A 3,568-nucleotide genomic window follows, 5' to 3' on the forward strand; every position below is an offset into this window, starting at 1 on the left:
AGGCCCAGAGCCCCAGGGGCTGGAGCGTGAAGGTACAGGCATGGCACTGCATTCGGCACCTCCGCGATTGAGTAGCAAGGGCCTGGTTCGAGGGGCGACCAGCCACCGCGCCCCTGGCCTCTCAGGTTCGTTTTGCCGGCGCTGGCAGCGGAGATTGCGGGTGTACGGCGGCGGCGTCAAGCGGGAGGAGCGAGGCAGCGGCGGAACCAGTCCCGGGCCAGGCGCGCGACCTCCTCGAGCGTGCCGGGCTCCTCGAACAGGTGGGTCGCGCCGGGCACGATCTCGAGGCGCGTCTCCACCGTCATCTGCGCCATGGCCTCCCGGTTCATGGTGATCACGACCTCGTCGCGGCCGCCCACGATGAGCAGGGTGGGCGCGCGCACGCGGGGCAGCGCGGCGCCGGCCAGGTCGGGGCGGCCGCCGCGGGACACGACGGCGCGCGCGGCGTCGGGGCGCTGGGCGGCGGCCACCAGTGCCGCGGCCGCGCCCGTGCTCGCGCCGAAGTGGCCCAGCGGCAGCTCGCGCGTCTCCGGCTGTTGCTTGAGCCAGTCGGTGGCGGCGACCACCCGCTCCGCGAGCAGGGGGATGTCGAAGCGCAGGCTTGCGGTCTCGAGGTCCAGCCTCTCCTCGTCCGCCGTCAGCAGGTCCATGAGCAGGGTGGCCAGGCGCGCCTGCCAGAGCTCACGGGCGACGAAGCGGTTGCGGGCGCTGAAGCGGCTGCTGCCGCTGCCGTGCGCGAAGAGGACCACGCCCTGCGCGTGCTCCGGCAGCGCCAGGTCGCCTGCGAGCTTCACTGGCCCGGCCGAGATCTCGACCTCACGCTGCCGGACGGCACCGGGCGCCGTGGGTTCCACCGCTCCCTCCCGAGTTGTGCTACCCGGCCGGCCCGTGGTTGTCAAGCCGGCCCCCGCGGCGGAGGTGCGGCAAATGGCGTTCCCCCTTTGCGTGAGAGGTTGGTCGTGGTCTGGTGCATGGTCCGCCCCCGAGGAACCGAGGCTGAGCAGATTGACAGTACGATATTATAACACTACAGTATCATAACAGCGGGTTCATTCTTTGGGGGTGCTGCGGCCGTGCGCGAGCTGATCGACCGGGAACGGGAACTGGCGGAGTTGCAGGCTCTGGCCGACGAGCCGGCAGCGCGCCTGGCCCTGCTGTACGGCTGGCGTCGCGTGGGGAAAACCTTTCTTCTCAAGCGGGCCTGGGAGGGCCGGCGCCATTTCTACTTCCTGGCTGCCAACACCACCCCGGACCAGAATCGTCAGGATTTCGTTCGCGAGCTGGGCGCGTGGGCGGGCGACCGGTTGGAAGCGGAGGACTACCCCACATGGCGAGCAGCCTTTCGGCTGCTAGCCCGATTCGCGCGGGAAGCGCCGCTCGTAGTCGTTCTCGACGAGTTTCAGTACCTGCTTGGGGTAGGTGATACGGAGGGGGTGGTGTCGCAGTTGAACGCTGTTTGGGAGCAGGAGCTGTCCGGGACGAGGCTGACGCTGGTTCTCTGTGGGTCGGAAGTCGGCACCATGGAGGGATTGGCGGTACGCGGTGCGCTTTACGGCCGCATCGATTGGAGCGCCCGTCTCGGGCCGTTCGACTATTTCGACGCCGGCCAGATGACGCGGTGCGCCTCGCGCCGCGAGGACGCCTACGTCTACGGCGTTTTCGGCGGCGTCGCCCGCTACCTCGAGTCCGTCCGCGAGGGCAAGGGTCTGGATCGGGCGGTGATCGAGGCGATGCTCTCGCCGCGGGGGAGCGTGCACCTCCAGTTGGAGAATCTGATCGAGCAGGAGGAGGCCATCCGCGAGCCTGGTCAGTACCGCGCCGTGCTGGCCGCGGTTGCGCAGGGTCGGACGGAGTTGAACGAAATCGCGCAGGCGGCCGGGCTCCAGCGTCGCGAGCACGTCGTCCGGCGGGTTCTCGGGGTTCTGGAAGACCTGCACATCCTGATTCGAGAGCAGAATTTTGCCGCGGGTCGTACCGCTCCGTGGCGGCACCGGATCGGCGACAACGCGGTCAAATTCTGGTACCGCTTCGTTCATCCCAACCGCAGCATCCTCGAAACCGAAGGCGGCGCGCAGGTCTGGTCCAAGCGTGTGAAGCCGCGCCTGGACGACTACATGGGGTGGCGGACGTTCGAGGACATGGCGCGGCAGGCGTACAGCCGCCACCATGCTCGCTGGGGCCTTCCAGACGCCGTGCACTGGGCGCGCTGGGAGGGTCTGGATCGAAACCGCAGGCAGATCGAGATCGATCTGATTGCCGAGCTGGACGGCCGTAAGCTGCTGGCTGGCGAAGTGAAGTGGTCGTCCAGGCGGGTGGACGAGTCGGTGCACGAATTGCTGTTGCGAAACCTGTACGATCTGACGGCTTCGGGTCAGCAATGGGCGCGGCGGGCGCTCGATCCCAGGACCTCGCACGGATACATGTACGTTTCTGCGGCAGGCTTCACGGAAGCCTTCAGGGCCCGAGCGGAGCAAGACCGGCGCATTCAGCTAATCGACCTCGAGGACATCTATCGTTCCCCGTGAGGGGCTGTGCAGGAACAGGAGGAGCGGAACATGGCCGGGACGTATCGGCTGCCGGTGGGCGGCGAATGGATCGAGACGGAGGAGTGGGACGACGTCGTCGACCCCTACACCGGTGACACCTACGCGCGCGTCCCGCTGGCCGGCGCGGCGGAGATGGAGCGCGCGATCGCGGCCGCGGCGGCGGCGTTCGAGGAGACGCGGCGGCTGCCCACCTTCCGCCGGGTCGCCATCCTGGAGGGGATCGTGGCCGGAATCCGGCGCCGCTCGGCGGAGCTGGCCGAGACCATGGTGCGGGAGAGCGGCAAGCCCCTCCAGTTCGCGCGGGGCGAGGTCGAGCGGGCTCTGCAGACGTTCACGCTGGGCGCGGACGAGGCGCGCGCGCTGGGCGGCGAGGTGGTGCCGGTGGACATCGAGCGGCGGACGGAGGGGTACGCCTGTGTCTGGCGGCGCTTCCCGCTGGGCCCGGTGAGCGCGATCTCGCCCTTCAACTTCCCGCTCAACCTGGTGGCGCACAAGCTCTCGCCCGCGTTTGCCGCGGGGAACAGCGTGGTGCTCAAGCCGCCCATGCAGGCGCCGGTCACGGCGCTCAAGCTGGCGGAGATCTGCTTCGAGGCGGGACTGCCGCCGCGCGCGCTCTCGGCGGTGCACGCGCGGCCGGCGGTGGCCGAGCGGCTGGCCACTGACGAGCGCTTCAAGCTGCTCTCCTTCACCGGCTCGGCGCGCGTGGGCTGGCACCTCAAGAACATCGCCGGGCGGAAGAAGGTGATCCTGGAGCTGGGCGGCAATGCGGGCGCGGTGATCCACGAGGACGCGGACCTGGACTGGGCGGCCGAGCGCTGCGCCGTGGGCGCGTTCGCCGCCGCCGGCCAGGTCTGCATCCGGGTGCAGCGACTGCTGGTGCACCGGCCTGCCTACCAGGAGTTCCTGGACCGGTTCCTGGGCGCCACCAATGCGCTGCCGTGCGGCAACCCCATGGACGAGGCGACGGTGGTCGGGCCCATGATCGACGCGGCCGCGGCCGACCGCGTCATGAGCTGGATCGA

General features: G+C 69.6%; 3 protein-coding genes. 2 read left to right on the forward strand and 1 reads right to left on the reverse strand.

The annotated features are described in order from the left end of the window. Positions 1-176: 176 nt before the first annotated feature. A complete protein-coding gene (locus HY703_10040; GenBank protein ID MBI4545525.1) occupies positions 177-854 on the reverse strand; it encodes a dienelactone hydrolase family protein in 678 nt (225 codons plus the stop codon). Positions 855-1,073: 219 nt separating this feature from the next. Between HY703_10040 and HY703_10045 the strand changes: the two genes are divergently transcribed. Further along, the gene (locus HY703_10045; GenBank protein MBI4545526.1) at positions 1,074-2,525 is read left to right on the forward strand and encodes an AAA family ATPase; all 1,452 of its coding nucleotides are present in this window, start codon (positions 1,074-1,076) and stop codon (positions 2,523-2,525) included. Positions 2,526-2,555: 30 nt separating this feature from the next. After that, on the forward strand, positions 2,556-3,568 hold a 1,013-nt coding region (locus HY703_10050), incomplete at its 3' end, for an aldehyde dehydrogenase family protein (GenBank protein ID MBI4545527.1).

The organism is Gemmatimonadota bacterium (assembly GCA_016209965.1).
In the GTDB taxonomy this organism is placed as follows: Bacteria; Gemmatimonadota; Gemmatimonadetes; order Longimicrobiales; family RSA9; genus JACQVE01.